Source organism: Sunxiuqinia indica, from assembly GCF_009847015.1.
GTDB classification, from domain to species: Bacteria; Bacteroidota; Bacteroidia; order Bacteroidales; family Prolixibacteraceae; genus Sunxiuqinia; species Sunxiuqinia indica.
Map to the genome: position 1 here is coordinate 78,568 of NZ_WVEM01000015.1, position 22,480 is coordinate 101,047.

General features: G+C 41.4%; 15 protein-coding genes. 5 read left to right on the forward strand and 10 right to left on the reverse strand.

Annotation, left to right across the window (positions count from 1 at the left end; translation table 11 throughout):
* Positions 1-128 precede the first annotated feature (128 nt).
* The 3 genes from GR929_RS18380 to GR929_RS18390 form a co-directional block, all read right to left on the reverse strand.
* Complete coding sequence (locus GR929_RS18380; protein WP_159522585.1) at positions 129-4,400, reverse strand: hybrid sensor histidine kinase/response regulator transcription factor; 4,272 nt, start codon at positions 4,398-4,400, stop codon at positions 129-131.
* Between the two features lie 234 nt (positions 4,401-4,634).
* Positions 4,635-6,122 (reverse strand): Gfo/Idh/MocA family protein, encoded by a 1,488-nt coding sequence (locus GR929_RS18385; protein ID WP_159522587.1) that lies wholly within the window; start codon positions 6,120-6,122, stop codon positions 4,635-4,637.
* A 161-nt stretch (positions 6,123-6,283) separates the two neighbouring features.
* Positions 6,284-7,798, reverse strand: a complete 1,515-nt coding sequence (locus GR929_RS18390) for a Gfo/Idh/MocA family protein (RefSeq protein WP_159522589.1) — start codon at positions 7,796-7,798, stop codon at positions 6,284-6,286.
* 295 nt (positions 7,799-8,093) lie between these two features.
* Here GR929_RS18390 and GR929_RS18395 point away from each other — a divergent pair, with 295 nt between their 5' ends.
* Entirely contained in the window at positions 8,094-8,624 is a 531-nt protein-coding gene (locus GR929_RS18395) for a peroxiredoxin (RefSeq protein WP_159522591.1), read from the forward strand.
* A gap of 158 nt (positions 8,625-8,782) precedes the next feature.
* Here the strand turns inward: GR929_RS18395 and GR929_RS18400 are convergent, their stop codons facing one another.
* A complete protein-coding gene (locus GR929_RS18400; RefSeq protein ID WP_159522593.1) occupies positions 8,783-11,254 on the reverse strand; it encodes a TonB-dependent receptor domain-containing protein in 2,472 nt (823 codons plus the stop codon).
* Positions 11,255-11,473: 219 nt separating this feature from the next.
* On the opposite strand from GR929_RS18400, the gene GR929_RS18405 reads away from it, so the two are divergent.
* A complete protein-coding gene (locus tag GR929_RS18405; protein WP_159522595.1) occupies positions 11,474-12,352 on the forward strand; it encodes a sugar phosphate isomerase/epimerase family protein in 879 nt (292 codons plus the stop codon).
* 50 nt (positions 12,353-12,402) lie between these two features.
* Here GR929_RS18405 and GR929_RS18410 read toward each other — a convergent pair whose 3' ends face one another.
* From GR929_RS18410 to GR929_RS18435, 6 genes are all read right to left on the reverse strand, one after another.
* Positions 12,403-13,680 (reverse strand): AmpG family muropeptide MFS transporter, encoded by a 1,278-nt coding sequence (locus GR929_RS18410; protein ID WP_159522597.1) that lies wholly within the window; start codon positions 13,678-13,680, stop codon positions 12,403-12,405.
* A 160-nt stretch (positions 13,681-13,840) separates the two neighbouring features.
* Positions 13,841-15,172 carry a SpoIID/LytB domain-containing protein gene (locus GR929_RS18415; protein ID WP_159522599.1) on the reverse strand — a complete coding sequence of 444 codons (1,332 nt, stop codon included), beginning with the start codon at positions 15,170-15,172 and terminating at the stop codon, positions 13,841-13,843.
* Complete coding sequence (locus GR929_RS18420; protein WP_159522601.1) at positions 15,169-16,146, reverse strand: DUF4922 domain-containing protein; 978 nt, start codon at positions 16,144-16,146, stop codon at positions 15,169-15,171. Before GR929_RS18420 ends, GR929_RS18415 begins: the two co-directional genes overlap by 4 nt.
* A gap of 4 nt (positions 16,147-16,150) precedes the next feature.
* Positions 16,151-17,605 (reverse strand): glycosyltransferase family 2 protein, encoded by a 1,455-nt coding sequence (locus tag GR929_RS18425; protein ID WP_159522603.1) that lies wholly within the window; start codon positions 17,603-17,605, stop codon positions 16,151-16,153.
* Between the two features lie 3 nt (positions 17,606-17,608).
* Positions 17,609-19,108, reverse strand: coding sequence for a glycoside hydrolase family 10 protein (locus GR929_RS18430; protein WP_159522605.1), 1,500 nt, complete (start codon positions 19,106-19,108; stop codon positions 17,609-17,611).
* 183 nt (positions 19,109-19,291) lie between these two features.
* The gene (locus tag GR929_RS18435; RefSeq protein WP_159522607.1) at positions 19,292-20,332 is read right to left on the reverse strand and encodes a CNNM domain-containing protein; all 1,041 of its coding nucleotides are present in this window, start codon (positions 20,330-20,332) and stop codon (positions 19,292-19,294) included.
* A gap of 540 nt (positions 20,333-20,872) precedes the next feature.
* Here GR929_RS18435 and nifH point away from each other — a divergent pair.
* Genes nifH through GR929_RS18450 form a run of 3 tightly spaced genes read left to right on the forward strand, consistent with a single transcriptional unit; the run spans position 20,873 to position 22,474 of the window.
* Positions 20,873-21,697, forward strand: coding sequence for a nitrogenase iron protein (gene nifH / locus GR929_RS18440; protein WP_159522609.1), 825 nt, complete (start codon positions 20,873-20,875; stop codon positions 21,695-21,697).
* A gap of 55 nt (positions 21,698-21,752) precedes the next feature.
* Positions 21,753-22,079 carry a P-II family nitrogen regulator gene (locus tag GR929_RS18445; RefSeq protein WP_159522611.1) on the forward strand — a complete coding sequence of 109 codons (327 nt, stop codon included), beginning with the start codon at positions 21,753-21,755 and terminating at the stop codon, positions 22,077-22,079.
* Between the two features lie 20 nt (positions 22,080-22,099).
* Complete coding sequence (locus GR929_RS18450; protein WP_159522613.1) at positions 22,100-22,474, forward strand: P-II family nitrogen regulator; 375 nt, start codon at positions 22,100-22,102, stop codon at positions 22,472-22,474.
* Positions 22,475-22,480 lie beyond the last annotated feature (6 nt).

The window sequence follows — 22,480 nt, forward strand, 5'->3', positions numbered from 1 at the left end:
AAATTAGTTAGCGTTAAAATCTGGTATAAAACTACCCAGACTATTACATTAAAGGGGAGGACGAATTGTGAAATGAAGTGGACAAATTGAGAAAGAAGTCGTTTCTGATGGGGGCTTGTGCCCTGTGTTTATCGGATGGCCTGCTTTTTTGAAAATTCGCTTGGACTCATACCGTAAAACTTTTTAAAGATACGGCTAAAGTATTTAGGGTCGTTGAAACCAACTTTATAAGCAATTTCTGATAATGGCTCATTCGTTGTCTTTATTAGTTCGATGGCTTTTTTTAATTTGAATGAATTAATAAAGTCGGTGATGTTAAGATCGGTCAATGCTTTTATTTTTTTATACAACAAGCTTTGGCTGACAAACATTTCTTTAGCGAATTGATCGACTGAAAATTGAGATTCGATGTAATTTTTTTCGAGTACCTCGTATGCTTTGTTTATAAATTCCTGATCCAACGTGTTGGGCATTATTTGTTCGGAAGGAATATTGTCGGGGCTGCTAAACAATCGCTTAATCGCCCTGCGTGATTCAATCAGATTGCGCATTTTTACCTGAAGAATTTGGAAGTTAAACGGTTTTGGAATGTAATCGTCGGCACCGGTTTCTAATCCTTCAATCCAACTTTCCACCATATTTTTTGCTGTTAACAACACGATCGGAATATGGCTTGTTTGTATGTTTTTCTTTAGTCGGCTACAGAGCTCAATGCCATCCATAACGGGCATCATCACATCGCTGATAATTAATTCGGGAGAATACTTTTTAGCCATTGCTAAACCAATTTTCCCATTCTCGGCACCTAAAACCCGATAGTCTGACCGTAAGGTTTGTAACAAGAAACTTCGTAGGTCAAAATTGTCCTCTACAATTAATATTGTCGGTTTGGATTTGTCATTGTGTGATTCTTCTTCCTGCTTATAACCCGATTTTTCGGCGATAATGTGTTCGGCTAGCACATTTACCCGGCCTTCAATGTTTATGTCTGTTGGAACTGCTGTTTGATTGATCTCATTTTCCGAAAAGCGATCTTTGGTGCAGGGGATACACACTGTAAATGTGCTGCCTTTTCCCTTTTCACTTTCAACTTTAATTTCGCCATGCAGAGCCTGCACAATTTCGTAGGTTAGTGCCAGTCCAATTCCCGAGCTGGTAAAGTACGAATCCTTGCTGGTTTCCTCCGCTTTGTAGAATCGCTTAAAAATGCTGGATAGATGTTCTTTCGAGATTCCTGAACCAGAGTCGTGAATACTGATGGAAACATAAGGTAAATCAATGCAGTTGTTGATTTTGCTGTTGATAAATTCAACTTTCATTTTAATGCTTCCCGACACAGGTGTGTTTTTAAACGCATTAGATAGCAGGTTGTAAAATACGTTCTCTACTTTTTCGGCGTCAAACCAGGTCTCTTCATTTATTTCGGTTGCTGAAAAACGATAGTCAATTTGCTGATGCTCGGCGAGGTCTTTAAACGATTCAAAAATACCGTTGAGGTATTGTACCATATTCCCGTTACTTACATTTAAATCCAGTTTACCTGTTTCAATCCGCCTGAAATACAAGAGTTGGTTGATTAAATGGAGCAGGCGTTGTGCATTCCTATTGATAATGGTGATCGTATTTTTTGCATTTTGATCGTCTTTTAACGTTTCCATTAATTGTTCCAAAGGATCAATAATCAGTGTCAGCGGAGTCCGAAATTCGTGCGAGATATTGGTAAAAAAGCGTAACCGCAATTGATTTACAAGTTTCACTTTCTCGTTCAGTTCAATGACTTCGTCGCGTTGCTTGGCAAGCTCTTCTTTTTGCTCTTCTATTTTGTATGTTCTTTCACGTACCTGTTTTTCCAATTTTTGTTTTTGTTCTTTCAAAAAACGGGTTCTGTAACGGATGTAGGCCATTACTGTTAATAATAGAAGGAGGATGACTAAAAGCTGAAACCAGGCAGTTTTCCAAAATGCGGGAATTACGGTAATCAAAAGCTGTCGTTGAGTTTTCGACCACACTCCGTCGCTGTTTGCTGCTTTTATCATGAATCGGTAGTTGCCACCCGAAAGGTTCGTGTAATTGGCAAATCGCCTTGTCGACGGTACTTCTACCCAATCCTGGTCGACACCTTCCATCCTATATTGGTACTTAATTTTATCAGGGTGAAAATAATCCAATGCTGAAAATTCAATCGAAAATACAGCATCTTTATAAGATAAATCGATGTGTTCAGTTTCTTCAATGGGTTTCTCAAGAATTACCTTTGAATGGTATTTATCGCCAACTTTAACAGGGGAATTAAAAACTGATAATTCAGTAAAAACTGGCGTCGGTGTATTGGGGTAGGATTCAATTTGCTCTGGCGAAAAATAGTTTACTCCTTCAATTCCTCCAAAGTAAAGATCTCCGCTTTCGTCGGCGAAAGAGGCTGACCAGTAAAACTGATCGCTTAACAGCCCATCGCTGGTATAGAAATTTTGAAATTCTTCTGTTTTTGGGTTGAATTTAGAGAGCCCTCTATCGGTGCTTATCCACAAATTTCCTTGCAAATCTTCTTCTATCGCGTAGGCAAAATTATTGCACAGTCCGTCTTCTTCTGAATAACTGATGAAATGGCCGGTGTCGCTATCTTCCACATATTTGCATATTCCGTTACCGTATGTGCCTAGCCAAATAATCCCGGCTTTCGTTTCGCGAAGTGAGATCACATAGTTTCCTGCCAGTGAATTAGGATTGTTGATGTTGTTGGAAAACTTAAGGAATTCTATCGATTTCGTCTCTGTGGTGAGCTCGAGTAGATCAGTACGTGATAAACGGTATAGCCCATCTCGTGTTCCAACCCATATTCGTTCTTTTTGATCGGCCAACAGGCAGCCCACCTCTAAATTACTTTCAAGTTGCATTTTTTCGTGAACATGCCGAAACGTGTTTTCTGAAGGGGTAAAAATATCGAGTCCGTCTCGGGTACCTACTAAAATTCTGTTTTTATCGAGTTGCTTTAATGATGAAACGAAACTGTTGCATAAACTGGTCGAATCTAAAGGGTCGTTAAGAAAAGTGGCGAACTGGTTCTTATTTTCAGAAAGCATTAGGTTGATACCGCCCCCCCAGGTACCCACCCACATGTTTTTGTTCTGATCCCGCAAAAGCGAAGAAATGAAATTGTTGTTGATGCTACCCCTTATCGTTGGGTCAAGCTCAAAACGGATGTTCTTTTTCCCATTGGCACTAAGCTTATTCAGGCCGCCGCCAGCTGTTCCAATCCACAAATTATCTTTCTCGATGTAAATGGAGTTGATGGTGTTATGGCTAATTGTATTGCTATTGCTTGGGTTATGCTGAATTGAATAAAACGGTTTTTGAAAGCTGTTGTAATAATTAACGCCACCTTTTTCTGTTCCAATCCAGATATTTCCGAGCTCGTCAGCATAAAGCGAATTGACAAAAGGAGTATTCAGGTATCTTTTCGATTCTGTTTTATCCGAGATACTCGAAAAAACCATTGAGCTGTAGTCAAAGTAGTTTAGCCCTCCGAGTGTTCCTACAATAACAACCCCGTTTATGTCTTCAATAATATCGTAAACGGTTAGGTGGTTCAAATCAGAATCGATATCATTTTCTGCTCCAAAATAGGTGGTCTGAAGCCGCTTGGTGTCGTATAGAAATACCCCATTGCCATTGGTGCCGATCCATATATTGCCTCTCGAATCCTGGAATAGGTCAGTAATACTCTGCCCCGCAAGATTTTCTTCAAGCTGTTTCCAAACCATGGCTGTTTTTTCGTTGTTTAAATGAACTGCTACGGGGCCGTAATCAGTACCAATCAGCAAATGCTGATCGTTTAGCAGACATAGATTGCTGATATTTCGATTTGAAAGTACCTCACCAAACATTTTTGTGGCTGCCGTTTCTCCGTTTTCATGATAACTTATTTTCCAAAGTCCGTTTTTTTCGGTCGCCACCCATAAATTACTGGCATTGTCTGTTATTACATGTGTTATGGAAAAGTTAGCCACATTTTCGTTCAGCAAATTGTTACTCGCAAAGCTTGATTTATCATAGATGAAATGTGCCAGTCCTTTGGCCGTGCCTATCCATATGTTGCCGTAGCTGTCTTCGCATAGGGTTTGAATAAAATTACTGGGAAGTGAACCCAGATTATGATTTTGTTGATACGTTTTAAAGGTATATCCGTCGTAGCGGCAAACCCCGTTACCGGTTCCAAACCACATGAAACCACGGCTGTCTTTCAAGATGCAGTCAACTGTATTTTGGGGTAGTCCATCATTTGTTGTGATATAGCTAAATCTGATTTGATCAGGATGTATATCCGAATTGAAAGCAAAAGCAACACAACTAATTGCTAGAAAAGAAAGGGTTATTAGCGTATTTCTCAAAATAATCAGCATGCTGGTTATTCGTTGTATAGTGATGGTGTAAATCTATGCAATAAAAGACAAAACCCTTAATCTATTTTTATTATTCTTAGTCTAGATTAAAATACCACTTAAGTCATGCAGAATGGTGCTTCGAATAATTAAACAACCATGACGATCCTTAATGGGCTGATCCCCGAATTTATTATGAAAGAGTTGTGATGTGGATATCTGGTACCATTGAGTTTAACGAACAAAAGAATTCATTTAAATCTGCTCCCAACCTTGGCGGTAGGTGTGGCGAATCCATTCTTCAGCCATTTGTTTTGCCGATTGTGTCGTGTATTCCTTGTTGAATTTCGGATCGCCTTTAGTCATTTCAAAATCATCACGAGTCAGTATTTGTAATTGGTCATTACTTCCGATATTGGTGAAACGCATATTTGTTCCATCCCACAATAACTTGCGTTGAAGACTTTGTAAACGAACTGCCAGGTTGCCCATAGCCACCATTTCATTTAACGGGCCGGCATAATCGAAGTTGGAAGATGGTGCTAGTCTGTTTTCCGGTGATTCTTTGCAAGCCCGAATCCAGTCTTGTTCATGACCACCATTCATGGCATTGGGGATTCGACGTATGATTCTTTCGGGTTGTTTAAAGTTTGCCATTTCTGAGCTTGGCAGAAGCGTTGGGTTTTCAGAGAATGATCCGCACATGATTTTTCCTTTAGTGCCGTAGAAAATACAACCGCCACTCTCATTGCCCATTCCTTCTCCTTCACTTAACTCTTCAGGTCGCAGAGGTAGCAGACCTCCGTCGTACCAATTAACAGTCAGCGGCGGCATGGCTACTTTGGGCAAGTTGTCGCGCGCCGGGAATTCATAAATCACCATTTCAGCATTAGGAGGCGATTCCGTGTTTACAGGAGTGGAGCTTCCTTGCACCGAAATAGGGTATTCCAGTTTCAGCGCTTTAAAAGCGGGGGCGAGAACATGACAGCCCATGTCGCCAAGAGCACCTGTGCCAAAATCCCACCAGCCACGCCAGTTCCAGGGGGTGTAAATTTCGTTGTATGGACGGTACTCGGCCGGACCAATAAATAAGTCCCAATCCAGCGTTTTCGGGATGCGCATTTCCTTTTTTGGTCTTTCTAACTCCTGAGGCCAAATCGGTCGGTTTGTCCAGGCATCTACTCTGGTGATGTCGCCAATTTTTCCAGCCCATATCCATTCACAAATTTTGCGAATGTCATCGTTTGAGCTGCCCTGATTCCCCATTTGTGTGGCCACATTGTACTTCCGGGCGGTTTCTGTTAATACCCGACTTTCGTATATCGAATGCGTCAGCGGTTGTTGCAGGTAGACATGCATTCCCTGGCGCATAGCCATTAACGCTGGTAGTGCATGCGAATGATCCGGCGTTGCGATCATAACAGCATCAATGTCATTTTGCTCTTCAAACATTACCCGGTAGTCTTTGTATTGTGGAGCAGTTGGCCATTCGCGAAACGAATTTCTGTTTGCATACTTCCAGTCCACATCACATAGGGCAACAATATTTTCAGTCTCCATATTTTTCAGGTTGCGGTAGCCCATTCCTCCAACACCAATACCTGCGATGTTGAGTTTGTCGCTTGGTGCTTTATGTCCCATTCCCCCAACAACGTGGCTTGGTAAGATGGTGAATCCGGCCAAAGCGACACCTGTCGATTGGATAAAACGTCTGCGGCTCAGTGCACTATTTTTTGATTTCATCGGGTTGATTGTTTGAAAATGCGGAAAGCAATTTAGTAAGAAATGTTGGTTTTGTGAAGTGCAATTTTTTGGGAAGTGAAACCGGGGTTTCACCGTAAATAGAAAACGGGATAAGAAAAAATCTTACCCCGTTGTTATCTAATTGAAATTGAATTCACTAATTAAGCTGGCATATCTGGCAAGCTCCATGGCTTACGATAATCATGCTTGATCAATTCAGCTGCAAATTCTTTTGCAGGAACCGGATCAGTCCAGGTCTTATCAAAAGTTGGATGACCATCGTGGATTTTGAAACCATCTCTTACAACGGTTTTAATAACCTCATCATCTCCAATGTTTGTGAATTTCATGTTTTCACCGTCCCACTCAAGTGTTTTGTTTAAAGCTTGCAAGCGAACAGCAAGCACTCCCATAACAACCATTTCGTTGAATGGGCCTGCTTCAGCAAAATCGGAAGTGGTTGGTTTTCTGTTCTCAGCTTTTTCTTTACAAGCACGAACCCAGTCCATTTCATGAGCTCCTTTGTTCCATGCTAAGCCTAATTCGTCTTCCACTCTTCTTTCTGTTTTGGCAACCTTAGGAGTTTCGCCTCCAATAATTTCGGGTTGTACACCATAACAGCCAACGTGCAGTGTCCCTTTTGTTCCATAGAAAAAAGTACCGCCACCAGATTTGTTTGGATTTTTACCGGCTGGCCAATTGTCGGGCAACATCGGCTTAATACCTCCATCAAACCAGTTTACTTCTACTTCAGGCATTTTTACTTTTCCTACTTTTTCTCTTTCGGGGAAAGTTAGTTTTACAGCTTGCGAAGTTGGAGCACAGTCGTTTAACAACAAGGTTGAACTGCCCTGTGCTTTTGTTGGATAGCCTAATTTCAATCCTTCAAACACGGGGTGAAGGATGTGGCAGGCCATATCTCCTAACGCACCTGTTCCATAATCCCACCAGCCACGCCAGTTCCAGGGATGGTAAATTTCGTTGTAAGGACGCATTTTTGCAGGCCCAACAAAGAGATCCCAATCCAGTGTGTCAGGTACCCATTGACCCTGTTCAGGAGTATTCAAACCCTGAGGCCATATCGGACGGTCGGTAAATGCTTCAACTTTTGTTATTTCGCCGATGGCACCACTCCAAATCAGCTCACATGTTTCAGCAACACCTGCTCCTGAGGCTCCCTGATTTCCCATTTGAGTTGCCACATTGTATTGGTCAGCAAGTTTGGTCAGCAAACGTGATTCATAAACAGTGTGGGTCAAAGGTTTTTGCAGGTAAACGTGCTTTCCCATAGTAATGGCATGGGCAGCAGTAATGGCATGGGTATGGTCGGCTGTGGCAATTACTACAGCATCGAACTCTTTGCCCATCTCATCATACATTTTTCGCCAGTCTTTGTACTTTTTGGCTTTTGGGAAATGGTCGAAACAATTCTTTGCATATTTCCAGTCGACATCGCAAAGACCAATGATGTTTTCCGACTCCAGATTTTTCAGGTTTGCAAAGCCCATACCGCCGACTCCAACTCCAACGATATTTAGTTTATCACTAGGAGCTTTGTGCCCAAGACCAGCAATAACATTGCTGGGAAGAATTGTGATTCCGGCAGCTGCCGTTGCGGCAGTGCCCAGGAATGACCTTCTAGAAAATTGCTTCGATTCTTTTGAAAGCTTTTTCATGGTTTACTATTTATTTGATTTAGGTGTATCTGTTTTTCGAAAATTTAAGAAATTCGAAAGACGCGATAAAGATATAATTCTTTAGACATAAGCACAAATTATTAGTTTGGCGAACAGGAGTTCTTTTTTTTGTTAATTACTTGCGGGTTGTGTTGATAAGAGGAGTTTGTTTCGTTGCTATTGAATATAGCTTTTGTCTATTTCGAATAAAAAAAATCAATTTGATTGGTATGCCGTCTACCTTTATCTTTGTTCTATAATTTTTTATTCAATCACAATTAAAAACGATAAGATCATGTTAACAATAGGACAAAAATTTCCAGAGTTCGAAAAAACTGCCGTAGTTTCGCTAGATGCCGGTAAAGAATTTGATACTATTTCAAATAAAGATATCGATGGTAAATGGAGTGTTGTTTTTTGGTGGCCTAAAGATTTCACTTTTGTGTGTCCAACAGAAATTACAGCATTCAATGATCATTACGAGGATTTTAAAAAATTGGATGCCAATTTAATTGGAGCGTCTACAGATTCAGAATACGTTCACTTAGCTTGGAGAAATGATCATGCTGGTTTGAAAAAATTGAAATTTCCGATGTTGGCTGATACTTCGAAGTCATTGGCAGAGGATCTTGGAATTTTAGAAGAAAATGAGAAAATTGCTTACCGGGCAACATTTATAATTGATGATAAAGGTATCATTCGTTGGGTGAGTGTAAATGATCTGGCGATAGGCCGGAATGTTCCTGAAGTATTGCGTGTTTTAGAAGCGCTTCAAACAGGGCAGCTAACTCCTTGTGACTGGGAGCCAGGACAAGCAACATTGTAAGAAAATACCATAACAAGTAAGATTAGAGGTTTATATTAGTATCAAAAGGATGTTCGTTCGAGCATCCTTTTTTTATGTTTTAAACTGGATAAGAAAGGAGGTCGATATGACCTCCTTTTTAACAAACAAACTAACTCTAAAACTGTAAAAAAAACGAATTAAAATCCTCCATCATCATATTCTACCTCTCTTACACCATCGGCACCACTTGAGCGATCCATTTTGAAATTATTGATTTTATAACTCAGGGTTAAAGTTACAACTTGAGATTCTCGTTCTCGCCTATAGGTATCGGTGAAGTCGATTCCGGATGAAGTTCGTTCAAATTTCATTGTACCAAAGACATCTCTCAAGCTAAGCGTTGCAGTTAGTTTTCGTTTTAGTAAATCCTGTCGATAGGAAATGTTCGTAAAAAAGAAACTGGAACGCTCGCCTTGAGCTGAAACTGACGGTCCCCTGTAAAAACCTGTTAATTGCAAACGAGAATCCGGAGCAAATTTCACCGTGGTATTTAAGCGTCCGGTATAGTTGGTGCTTTTTCTGTCAATTGATTCGCCTAAAACTTCGCCTTCAATACGGTAACGATAAACAGATAAACTGGAGTTGAAAATCAACCAGTCGTCGATATTCAGATTTCCCATCAATTCAGATCCGAGGGAATAATCGTTGTTCAGGTTCATCGTATTAAGATAGAAAATGCCATCGTCGCCCAGTTCAGTAACTCGGGTGATTAAATTGTTGGTTACCCGGTAAAAACCTTCAAGAGAGACGAAAGACTTGCCATAGTTTTTCATGACTCCCAACTCATATGAATCGGTATATTCCGGCTTTAGTTCCGGATTCCCGTAGCGGATGGTGTAGCGGTTATAGTAATTGGGGAACGGGTCAAGATCACGACCTCCGGGACGGTCAATACGTCGGCTATAGCTGGTCATCAATTGTAATTTGTTCAGAAATTCGTACGAGAAATGAAGCGTTGGAAATACATCGAAACGGTTAATTTCTGCGGGGGTTGCAGCTTTCTCGTGTTCAATACTCCGGTTGGTATATTCTCCGCGTAGTCCGAGTTGATATTTGAAATTACCGATTCCGTTGGCAAAAGTGGAATACCCGGCGATAATATCTCTTTTAAAATGTTGCGAACTCGAAAACTGTGGGTTATCAATATAATCATTGGCGCTATTGTCCCAATCGTTGAACGAATAATCTTCAAATTCGCGATCGATACGACTTTGCAGACCGGCTTCAAAGCGACCATCATCTCCAATTGGTTTGGTGTAATCCAATTCAATTCGATATTCGTCTTCATCCTCTGTTTCGAGGGTTTTTACCCGGGCTAAATAGCCTTCAGTTCGCTCATAATTTTCGTTCGTATAATATTCGTCTTCAAATTCATAATCGTCGCCTACACTATTCGAATAGTAAAATAGTGCATCCAGTTTATGCGTTCCGTCTTCATTAAATTTTTGTTGAAAGTTGATGTTTGTGTTGTAGTAGGTGCCTTCCCTTTTCGAGTTTTCATCTTCTACCGAGTAAACGTCATAATCTCCCGGAACTTTATATTCGTGGACATTACCCATTCCACCACTTTCTCGTCCATATTCGCCGTACGTTCCTGAAAAAGTTAAGGTTGCTAAATCAGTTAAGTAGATGTCAACTCCACCTTTTAAGCGGTGTCCACTTCGCCCATAATTGCGGTCGCCGTCTGATATGAGGTAAGTCGTGGTGTCGCCTTGGTAGGTTTCCCGATACGAATTTCCACTTCCATAATAGGTTTCATCGCTAATGTCGGCTCCAAAAAACAAGTTGGTTTTTTTTGTTTTGTAATTCAGCGTTAAGTCTGTCCGGTATTTATCACGGCTGCCAATCATGGCATTTAAAATACCATTGAATCCTGAAAGGATATTTTTCTTCATCACAATGTTTATGATTCCTGCCATCCCATCCGGATCGTATTTTGCTGACGGATTGGTAATGATCTCAATGTTTTCAATTACTGATGCCGGTAGTTGCCGCAAGGCATCATTGCCTTCCAGTACGCTTGGCTTACCGTCAATAAGCACCGTAAAATTTGAAGACCCTCGTACGCTGACATTTCCTTCAATATCGACTTCAACTGAAGGGGTATTCTCCAGCACATCCACAGCTGTTCCTCCTGTTGCATTTATGTCCTGACTGACGTTGATTACTTTTTTATCAATTTTATATTCAACTCTCGAACGATCCGCCACAACATCAACCGTTCCAATTTCCTGATTCGAAGGCTCAAGCCGTAACACGCCCATGTTTACTTGTCGATTGTCTGCTGTTATCGTGATATTGTTAATACGCACTTTATTAAACCCGATAAAGTTAGCTTCGGCGTAGTAGGTGCCAAAATCAATTTTCCGAATTACAAATTCGCCATTTGCGTTGGTAATACCGCCCGAAACCAGCGATGAGTCTTGCGATAAGAAGATGGAGAAATTAGCATATTCCATTGCTTTGCCGGTTCCGGCATCAATAATTTTACCGCTGATAACTGCTTTGCTAAGCGAAGGAGATTCATCGGGATTCGGTTTTGGGGGCTGAGCAATTGTTGTGTAGCTTGTAAATAAGATTGTTATGGCTAAGAGTAAATTAACTTTCATTTTAAATATTTTGGTTATCTATCCATTATGACACTGCCATTGGACAATAGTTTAAAGACGTAGAGGTATTTTGTTGTTAATGATTGTGAATAGAAAGGAGGAATTTGATTCGATTTTCAGTTCGTGTTTATGTTTAAGCATTGGTCTGAGCATTAAAATGAATTTCGTTATCTTTGAAACTGATTTTTTTACCAACTATAATCTATTAAAACCTAAAAAATGAAAAAGTCTTTTTTTTACGGTAAAGCGTTGTTCTTTGCCCTTTTCTTTGCCACATGCACGTCACTAATTTTTTCGAGTTGTACGACCGGTTCTGATAACGAGAAGGAAATTGGTATTCAACTTTGGTCGGTTCGCGATGACATGAAAAGTAGCCCCGAGTTAACAATTGCGAAACTTGGAGAGATTGGTTATGCTTATGTTGAAGCAGCAGGATATGGTGATGGAAAATTTTATGGAATGGAGCCTTCCGCATTCAAAGCTCTTTTGGCGAAAAATGGTATGAGTATGAAAGGTTCTCATACCGGGATAAACTTGCCTAAGGAAGATGAGTGGGATGAAGCCATGACTTGGTGGGAACAATGCATTACTGCTCACAAAGAAGCCGCGGCTGAATGGATTGTTAAACCATCAATGGGACAGGAAGCCTACCGGAGTTTGGATACCTTGCAAATGTATTGTGACTATTACAATAAGGTTGGAGCGATGTGTAATGACGCGGGAATTCGGTTTGGATACCACAACCACGCTCATGAGTTTGAAACAGAGCTGGATGGACATCTTTTTTACGATTATCTGGTTGAGAATACCGATCCGGATAAGGTGATGTTTGAATTGGACTTATACTGGATTCAGCAAGGTGGAAAAAGCGCATTGGACTACTTCGAAAAATATCCTGGTCGTTTCGAGCTATACCATGTAAAGGATGAAAAAGAGCTGGGAGAAAGTGGCGAGATGGATTTCAAACCAATTTTCGAGGCTGCTGAAAAAGCGGGAATGAAAGATTATATTGTTGAGGTTGAACGATACAACTTTGAGCCGATGGTGAGTGTTGAGAAAAGTTACGAGTTCTTGAACAATGCCGAATACACGGAATAGTTTGTGCAAAAAGTATTTTGAGAGCCTGACTCATTAAAGTCAGGCTTTTTTTATTTTTCTTTCGTGCCGAAATTCGGATCAATTTTCAGGAAGTTGACAATCACAAAGCCGGGGATTGTGCATAACATGACCCAGATGAAAAAATATTGATAGCCAATCATGTCCTGGATCCATCCACTAATCATTCCCGGCAACATCATTCCCAAAGCCATGAAACCGGTACACAGCGCGTAGTGGGCTGTCTTGTGCTCGCCATCCGAAAGGTAAATCATGTAGAGCATATAAGCGGTAAACCCAAATCCATAGCCAAACTGTTCAATCACAACCGAAGCGGTAATGATTCCGAGTTGTTGCGTTTGAACAAAGGCCAGAAAAACGTAGACCAGATTGGGTAAGTTCATGGCAATGACCATTGGCCAAAGCCATTTTTTAATTCCATGTTTTGAAACGGCAATGCCTCCCAGTATCCCCCCAAGTGTTAGAGCAATAATGCCGGCAGTTCCGTATACGAAGCCGATGTTGCTGGTCGTGAGCCCGAGGCCTCCTGCCGATGCGTCATCAAGCAGAAACGGAGAAGCCAATTTCGCTAGTTGTGCCTCTCCTAAACGAAAAACTAAAATGAAAGTTAGTCCGGTCCAGATGCCTTCTTTTTTGAAGAAAGAAACAAAAGTTTCTCCAAAGTCGGCCATTATTTCTTGCATGCTTTTGTCTCCCCGTTTCTGATCGGTTTTTGGGTAGGGCAGAATGAACAGGTGGTAGAGCGAAAAGGCAGCAAACAGCGCTGCAAAAATAAAGAAGGTGATGCTCCATGCCCACGACGTATTGTTGGCGATGGTTTCCATGTGGCCCGCCAGAATAACCAAGGGCCCTTGTCCGGCTAGCATGGCAAAACGGTAAAACGTATTTCGAATGCCCACAAAAAATGCCTGGTCGTGTTTGGAAAGCCCAAGCATGTAAAAGCCATCGGCAGCAATATCATGGGTAGCCGAGCTAAAAGCCATCAACCAAAGGAAGGCCAGACTGTATTGCAAGAAATTGCTCATGGGTAGGGTAAACGCCACTCCGGCAAGTGCTCCGCCAACGAGTATTTGCATGCTGATGATCCAGAATCGTTTGGTGCGGAGGTTGTCCACAATCGGGCTCCAAATGGGTTTGATGACCCAAGGTAAATAAAGCCAACTGGTGTATAGTGCAATGTCGGTGTTGGAAATGTCCAGCCGCTTGTACATGATTACCGAAACGGTCATTACAAAAACGTAGGGCAAACCTTCAGCAAAATACAGAGAGGGAATCCAAGCCCAGGCATTGCGGGTTGTGGCTTTTTTCATATGATTACAATTGTTTATTTATAAGGTATCATATGGAACTCGCACTTTAATCGTTACGTCTTGTGTTTTGACTAAACATGCTCGTTTCATTTTAAATTTAATTTTTATCGGTATTTGATGGAACTGGCATGGAATGACTTTTACATGCTCGTGTCAACTTTCAATATATTTTCTTCAAATCTGATCCTTGAAAATAGTGTTTTAATATGGATTGGTAGTTGAAGCCTTTTTCGCCCATTACGGCTGCCCCAATTTGGCAGAGGCCAACGCCATGTCCCCAGCCGGCTCCGTTGATCACAAATTGTTGCGGAATGCCATTTTGTTCACCCAAATGATCGACCACAAAAGCTGAACTGTACAAATGAGATTTGGACAGTGCCCGACGGATTTCCAGCTCCTTGCCAATTACTAACGTTTGCTTGCTGCCTGTAATCTTCAGTTTGATGATACGAGAAGAATGACCCCGCTGAACAGCTTCTAAGCGGATGATTTTGCCAAAGTCAATACCGGTCTTTTTTTGCAGAAGGGCTGAAAGTTCCTGTTGCTGATAACTGATTTGCCAACGATAGAAATCAACGGTTTTCTGATCGAAGTCGGGCAATACTTGCGATAGTATTTGCTTGTTGTCTGTATTACAAAATGCAGGTGGATTATTTCTGATCCAATCCTCTGCTTCTTCCTCTTGCCGCAGGTCAATACAGGTTGTTGCTGCCTGCTCCGAGTCAACTATTTTTGTCAGATAACTGTGTCGCACGGGTTCCCAAACGTTTTCAAAATTCTCGGAAACGCCTCCACAACATTTTGAGAAACGGGCATCACAAATTTCATCGCCGGCAACCAACACTTCTCCAAAAGTTTCATCAATAGCCTGGCTGGCTTTTTTGCCGATGATTTTGGAAATGCCTTGGTAGCGTTGGCAATGATCGTCGGAACAGACATCAAACAGCTGGTGGTCTTCTCGATCGTACCAACGGATGTGTTCGGTTTCGTTTTGCTGTGTTGAAGGAGAATTTGTTGAAGCAGCTTTTAACCTTTTGCTCTTTTCCATTTGAGCCAGCAACCAACTTCGCGAAATAACCGCATGTGCTTTGAGTAAGCTGGTCGAGCTGCTCGCACTCATTTCCGAAGAAATGACCGACCGAAGGTATTCTTCAAGTGGAACAACATTAACAGCCCTCACTTTACCGTCTTCAATCAGTAGTTTTAAGTCGCCGCGAAAGCGTTGGTTCTCTCTTTGTTCCCAATGGAAGTTAATGCCAATGGTAACCTGTTCGAGCAAAAAAGAATCGTCAATATTGGTTGAGTGAAAGATGAATTCTTTATCGGTGAGTATTGGTTCATTTTTCGATTTTACAATGATCAGGTCGTCTTCAATGGTCGCTTGATAATAAGACTCGCATCGTTCACCATTCAACGTATAGTCGCCAGACAGTTCGAAGCTGATGGTTTCTTCGGCCATTATGCCTACTTGCAGGGTTGGTTGTACTGTCATAAGCGCACTCTTAATTTTTCTTTTAATTGCTCAAAATCTTCATCGTTCATGCTCACCTGATTGTAGATATCCTTCAGGTCATCTTGGGTGAGTTTCTCAAAATCTTCTTTCCGGGGAAGAATAACAAGGCCGCCCATTTCTACCGAAGCCGGACTGATCAACATCTGATCGAGCCCTTCAGCAAAAAACTGCGTTGGTCGTTGTTGGTCTCTCGGGAAAAGAATAATCTCCCATCGATCTCCTTCAAAGTTAGCAAGTAGATTTAGCATTGGCTCGCCTTCTTGCCCCTTTTCTGCCAGAGAATTAATGATAATTTTAAAATGATGAATCATATCCTGTTCTGATTTTGAGCTTATATGGATCAACTTTCGAAGATACTCGTTACCAATCGCGGTAATTGTTGAGGTTTGATCTTGAAAAAGAAGATCTCCATAGGCTGCTGCAATTCCGTTTTTTTCTATTTCAACCGGCATTTTATTCTTAGTGCAAGCCTGAAAATGAAAATGATCGGGAGCTGATGCACCGCATTTTGGTCCGTTGTAGAAGAAGGTAAATTGTGGCAATTTTCTACTTATTTTCAGCAGATCGTCAAAATAAGGGGCAATCTCTTGTGGGAGATGTTCTTTTAACGGAATCGTTAAATGCTCGCTGAAAATGGGAAATGGATTAATTAAAATGGAATAGTTGGAATTGAAGTCGATTCCGGTTTGTTCCTGTGGTTTATTCTTTTCGCAAAGAAAACATGGCCGCTTGCGGATCGATTTGGAATCGGTTTTTGCAGCAGATGATCGGATTCGTTTCGGGTTGAATTGAGCGATAATCTTAAAGACTTCGAAGTCGAAGGTTTTTGTTTTGACGGACTTAAGCCCTTCATAGTTCTTGCGAGCCAACTCCCATCCTTCTTTTTGCTGTTGAATGAGCTTATTTACTTCATCGGGCAAATTGTAAGGTCTATTTTCGTTGCGGCTACTCAAAGTATCAGTGGTTTTCTTTGTTTTGTTTGATGCGTGCTTTTAACTCAAAAGTCCTCAAGCTGTCTTTGTATGCATTGTGCGTGTTTTCTTTGGAAATATCCAGCGAAGCATCCGAGTTTTCTTCCCAACGTCGACAGCGGTAAATCGGATTGTAAATACGGCCTATTTTATAGGTTCGGGAAATAGCCAGGCCTACCGCATAATCTTCTCCATAACTGGTGTTTGGAATGCGAATGTCTCGCAACACAGGAGTGTAAAAAGCACGCGGCGCTCCAAGTCCGTTAATCCGAAGGGCATTGTTTGGACCATTCTCTGCAGTCCATTCTTTGTGGTCAATCAGGCCGGGAGGAATTTTCTCCAATTGAAAGTCATACATTTGGTACGATCCAATGACCATGGCACATTGCTCCTCGTAAAATTTATCGACCACCTGTTGCAGGGTCGTTTCGTCGTAATACAGATCATCACTATCTAATTGAACGGCAAACTTTCCGCATGATGGGTGGAAAACTGCTTCGTTCCAGCAGCCACCAATTCCTAAGCTATTTGATTCAGGAATTACATGTATCAGACGTTCATCTTCATATTTGCTCAATAGCTCTGTTGTTCCGTCAGTCGAATGATTATCAACAACAATTAGGTTGAATGGGAATTCGGTTTTTTGATCCAGCACCGAATCTATGGCATCCTGAATCGTTTTAATCCGGTTGCGAACAGGAATAACCACGGTGGCTTCAACGGGAAACTCGCCTTCAAAAAGAATCGACTTGAACGGATGTTGCAGAAAACCTCCAATTGCTCTCAAATGCTCTGTACAGGCTTGCTCCATTTCAACTTGCTTTTCGCGGGCATCGTCACTCACGTAATCAAATTGTTTTTCGCCCGATTTGCGGATGTCGGTTTCGGTCATGCCAACTAAAAATTCAGGCACACGGCAAATGTCGCCCATTCTCGAAGCTTGTAAACGCAAAGCATAATATCCGGCCTGTTTCCAATCGGGATGTTTTTCAGCCAAAAATGCTTTCAACACATCGTTGCGATATAGTTGAACGGGCCCAAAGTTAAAATCGTCACGAAGACTTCCCAGTTGATAATCAATTACCGGATGATTTGACCGGACGCCTTCTTTCACTTCGGTATAATCGGAATAGCACATGCTTGCCTGGCTCGCATGTGCTAGTTGAAGAAGTCGTTCGATTGGGAACTGCCCAAAACCCAATTTGGTGTTTTGAAGAGCCAGAAATGCATATTGATTTGTTGTCGCTTCTGCAATTTTATTGATGCAGTCGGTTGAATAAATCTGGTCGGCAAGTATTAATTCTGCTCCTGTTAGGTTTTGCTTTTCAGTGCTAATCACAGAAATAGATTGAACCTGTTTCGATTTACGAAGTTGATTGATGACATCTTGTGTTTCTGATTGGCCCGTGAAAGCAATAAAACAATCAATTTGCTGAGTCATGAATTACAATTTAATAATAACAGGATTCGAGATTTTACTTTCATTGTTCAGCCTATCGAGTGCAGAAACCCTAAATTCATATTCCACCTCATTGTCTTTCTTTGTGAGGTGAATCTTGTTCTCCGGAGTTATTTTGAAAATAAATCGCGGGTCATTGGGGTCAAATTGTTGTCCAACTTTATTCCTGTATACGATGTAACGATTTGTCTTATCCAACTCAATTTCCGATTTGTCTTTTTTCCATTTCAGCACTTTTCCCCATCCTTTTTTCACTTTTCGTGGTTCCGTCGGTGACTGGTTGTCAATCCAAGGCATTTCAGGGATTAATGCCGGATACTTATAGAGCTGATTTTCCAGGGTATCTTGAAACCCAATTATGTCGCGATAAAAATGGTGGGCACTAAAAAAAGCACTACCTTGTATTTCCGGAATTTGGCGCACGAGTCTGACCTGTTTGGGTAGTTGGTCAGCTTGTTGCCACTCAATGATTGATGATGACGGGTTTATTTTATAAAGCGCATGGCCAACATAGAGGGCTCGTTCGTAGGTATGTAATTTCCACCAGTGGCAGAGCGTTTCAAAGTCGGCTGCCGGATGTCCAATGTGCCAATAAATTTGAGGCATCAAGTAATCAATCCAGCTATTCTTCATCCATTTGACGACATCGGCATACAGGTGGTCGTAATTGGTATTGCCAGCTGATGTTTTCGAGCCAAGTGGATCATTTGCAATGTTACGCCAGACACCAAACGGACTAATGCCAAATTTCACCCACGGCTTAACTGATTTAACGGCATTGCTCAATTTTTCAATCGTAAGGTCAACATTATTTCTCCGCCAGTCTTCAAGTTGATTTTCGGCAAAATTTCCACCATGCTTTTTAAAAGAAGTGCTATCAGGGAAGGCTTCACCAATAATCGGGTAGGGGTAAAAATAGTCGTCAAAGTGGATAGCATCAATGTCATATCGGCGGACAATATCAATGACCACGTCTGTGATAAATTGCCTGGCTTCTGGCATACCGGCGTCAAAGTACAGCGAATTACCATATTTGAGTACCCAGTCCTTATGTTGAAAAGCAATGTGGTTTGAAGCCAATGGTTCATCGTATTTCAAAGCAACTCTGAATGGGTTTATCCAGGCATGGAACTCCATATTTCTCAGGTGACATTGTTCGATCCAAAATTGCAGCGGATCATAGCCTGGATCCTCTCCGGGTTTTCCGGACAGGTATCTGGACCAGGGTTCAAGGTCTGACGGGTAAAAGCTGTCGGAACAAGGACGAATTTGCAGAATTACGGCATTCATTCCCGTTTTTTGAAGAAGGTTAAGTATCGCGATCGCTTCGTATTTTTGCCGCGCTGCGCTCATCCCTGCCTTTGAAGGCCAGTCAATATTATTTACCGTTGCGACCCAGGCTCCTCTAAATTCTCGTTTGGGTGCTACCTGTGAAAAACCTGTTAGGAAAAGAAATAAAAATAGGATAGATAGTTTTATGCGCATAAATCAATCATTAAAACGATTTTCAAACCTAAAATTAGGTCTATTCTGCCAAATATAGTACCAAATGAGCAATAAATATTTAAGTATTTGCAGGTATCACATGGGGCGTCTGCATAGCTTGCTGTTTTAAAGAGTTTTAGTATTGAATTAGGCTATTGCTACACCATTATCTGTCGCTGTCGCTCACTTAATATTGATGTGTTTAGTCCGTTTTGCCCAACGCTCGCGGGCTAGTTCTTGCATGTCGGTTTGAATGTCTCTTTCGTCGGTGATTTCAAGCCCCAAAATCGTTTCAATAATATCTTCCATCGTTACCAGTCCTTCTGTTCCACCATATTCATTTATAATCAGGGAGATGTGTTCTTTTTTGAAAAGTAGTTTTTCGAAAAGTACTGGCACGGTGATATTTTCGTAGCTCACAATAATATCCCTTTTCAGGTTCTTAATCTGATTGTTATTTTCTCCGGCAGCCAGCTTTTCCATCACATCTTGTTTGAGTACATAGCCGGATATTTTATCAACGCTTTCCTGAAAAATAGGAATGCGTGAAAACTGGAAAAAATTTTCCTGCCCGAAAAATTCAGCAAGTGTCATGGTTTCAGCGGCTGTGAGCATAACGGTTCGGGGAGTCATAATGTCTTTGACCTTGATGTCTCTCAGCCGGATCAGGTTGATGATTATTTTGCTTTCAGTTTCTTTAAAAATACCTTCATCCAGTCCCAGAGATGCCAGCATGGCGACTTCCTCCCGACTAACGGATTCTTTTTTGCTTCCTTTTGAAATTAGCTTGGTTATAAACTCAGTGAGTAGAACCAATGGATAGGTGATAGCGATAAGTACCTGTATAATTCTGGCGGAAGGCAATGAAAGCTGCCTCCAGAATTGAGCGCCAATCGTTTTGGGAATGATTTCGGAGAATACCAGAATCAGGATCGTGAGCACGGCTGAAATGATTCCAAAATAAACTTCACCGAACAACTTGGTGGCTTCCGATCCAACACCTGCTGCTCCAATAGTATGAGCCATTGTATTTAAAGTTAAGATTGCTGCGAGAGGGCGGTCGATCTGGTTCTTTAGTTTTTTCAAAACTTTCGCAGGCCGACTGCCACCTTCTTCTTTTAAATAGATAAAAGACATGTTGACCGAAAGAAGCACCGACTCAAGAATGGAACACAAAAATGAAATTCCCAATGCCAATACCAGATAAAAGATGAGCATACCCATAGGTGTAATTTGTTTTTTTGAAAAGATAAGAATTGTATCGGACAATCCAACACGATCAAAAAAGAAGATCGCTTTTAATATGGGAGAGGTTAATTTTTTGCGATTTTTTCAATCAAATAATTCCACGAGACTTTACCGCGGGGATAGTCAGCTTCAAGAATTTTCTTTATTGGTACAGGCATCGCCAGATAGGATTATAGAAGAAGTAGAATCCAACCGGAGCACTCGTTTTCCTAAATCGCCATTTCCCACATAAATGTAGGTTAAGCCTATATTAACACCCTCGGAACGCCCTAAATTTAGGGCTTTATGCTTTTTAACATGAAATGTAGTTGAAATAGGCGCTTCTTACAAAAATGTAGGAAATCCGGAAGGTGTAAAAAGCCGTGCCAAAAAAGTGTAGCGGGTTTAAGTTTCATAAAATCAAGAATATAGATTTTGTTTATGGTGTCATTGGATTCCTCTATTGGAGTTTTGGCATCCTTCTCGTAAAGGGGAAGGCCAAAGAGAAAAATGTTAAACCCTCAAAAATTTTAAAAGATGAGAAAGATAGCAATTTATGGAAAAGGTGGTATTGGTAAATCTACCACAACGCAAAACACAGTAGCAGGATTAGTAAAAATGGGAAAAAATGTATTGGTAGTAGGTTGTGATCCTAAAGCCGATTCAACCCGTCTTTTATTAGGTGGACTGGCACAGAAAACAGTTTTGGATACACTTCGTGAAGAAGGTGAAGATGTTGAAATTGATGATGTAATCAAAAGAGGTTACGGTGATGTTCGTTGTGTTGAGTCAGGTGGTCCTGAACCAGGTGTTGGTTGCGCCGGTCGTGGTATCATTACTTCTATCAACCTGTTGGAGCAATTAGGCGCTTGGGATGAAAAATATGAAACTGACTATACTTTTTATGATGTACTTGGTGACGTTGTATGCGGTGGATTCGCCATGCCTATTCGTGACGGTAAAGCTGAAGAAATTTACATTGTAGTTTCTGGTGAGATGATGGCGATGTATGCTGCAAACAACATCTGTAAGGGAATTAAGAAATACGCTCAAGCTGGTTCAGTACGTTTAGGTGGATTGATTTGTAACTCTCGTAAAGTTGATAACGAAGCAGAGATGATCCAAGAGCTTGCCCGTCAGCTGGGAACTCAAATGATTCACTTTGTACCTCGCGACAATATGGTTCAACATGCAGAAATTAATCGTAAAACAGTAATCGAATTCGCTCCTGACCACCCACAGGCTGCTGAGTACGCTCAACTTGCTGCTGCTATCGATGCAAACGAAATGTTCGTTGTTCCAACGCCATTAGAAATGGATACCTTGGAGAAACTGTTGATCGATTTCGGTATCGCCAACTAATTTATCACCCCGTCTTTAATAAGTCAACTAACAAAAAAAATAGGAGAACACAGATATGTTAATGATCAGAGCAATCATCCGCCCCGAAAAATCAAGTAAAGTATTGACAGCCCTTTTTGAAGCTGGGTATCCCGCGGTAACCAAAATTCCAGTTGTTGGTCGCGGAAAACAACGTGGTATCAAAATTGGCGATGTTACTTACGATGAGCTACCAAAGGAAATGTTGATCGTGGTGGTAAACGACGAAGACAAAGACTTCGCATTAAAAGCCATCATGGATGCAGCGATTACCGAACCCAAAGGAGCATTCGGAGACGGAAAAATCTTTGTGACCCCAGTCGATGAAGCTTATACCATTAGTCGTGGATCGAAAGAGTTATAAACCCGATAAAATCCAGGACTATGAAAATGATATTAGCGATTATACGCATCGATAAAATGAACGCCACCAAGAAGGCCTTAACCGAAGCAGGCATTACTTCAATGACTGCCACAGGAAAAGTCTTCGGACGTGGAAAAGGATTATGGGATGCTAAAGTTTTGGAAGGTGTGAAAAACGACCAACCCGAAGCATTAGCTCTCCTTGGAAAAGAACCCAGACTCAGACCTCAGCGTGTTTTAAATATTGCTGTTTCTGACGAAAACATTCAAACTACGATTGACACCATCATTGAGGTGAACCAAACGTCCAGCCCGGGCGACGGAAAGATATTCGTATTGCCTTTAGGCGACGCTATTCGTGTCCGCACCGGTGAAACAGGAACTACAATCCTTTGATAAAAT